Source organism: Paenibacillus sp. 01T422 (assembly GCF_056398785.1).
On sequence record NZ_JBFTQB010001550.1, the window covers coordinates 1 to 585 of the forward strand.

1 protein-coding gene is annotated in these 585 nt (G+C 48.5%); it reads left to right on the forward strand.

The annotated features are described in order from the left end of the window. Positions 1–585: LamG domain-containing protein (locus tag AC1DUA_RS40110; RefSeq protein WP_477504946.1), on the forward strand; the 585-nt coding region annotated here is incomplete at both ends.

Sequence of the window (585 nt, forward strand, 5' to 3'; positions counted from 1 at the left end):
TCTCCAGGGCGGATTCATCTGGGATTGGGCCGATCAAGCGGTACGCATGAAAACGCCGGCCGAAAAACTGTATTTGACCGACGCGGGCGAAACTTACAAAGCTGATTACACGGGAACAGTTATAGAGAGTGATGGTGCTGTAAACGGCGTTCTTCAGCCGAAGGATGTAGGAAGCGCTACAGTGACGATGCCGAACGATGCGACATACAATATTACCGGATCGTTCACGCTAGAAGCTTGGATTAAACCGTTATCGAATATTTCGGACAGTCCGATCATTGCCAAAGGGGATACCCAATTCGCTTTGAAAATGGCTGGCACGACCAAGTTGGAAATATTCATTTATAAAAGTGGCACCTGGACATCAGCCAGCGCAAATTTGCCCGCGAACTGGGTGAATAACTGGCATCATGTTGCCGGGACTTATGACGGAGCTAACTTAAAGCTTTATTTAGATGGCACTGTCGTCGCAACGAAAGCTTTCACTGGCAGCTTCGGTTCCAACAACTTCCCGCTTACCATCGGCACAGATAAGGAGAAAGGCCGCACTTCCAAAATGAGCTTCGATAAAGTCCGCGTTTACAC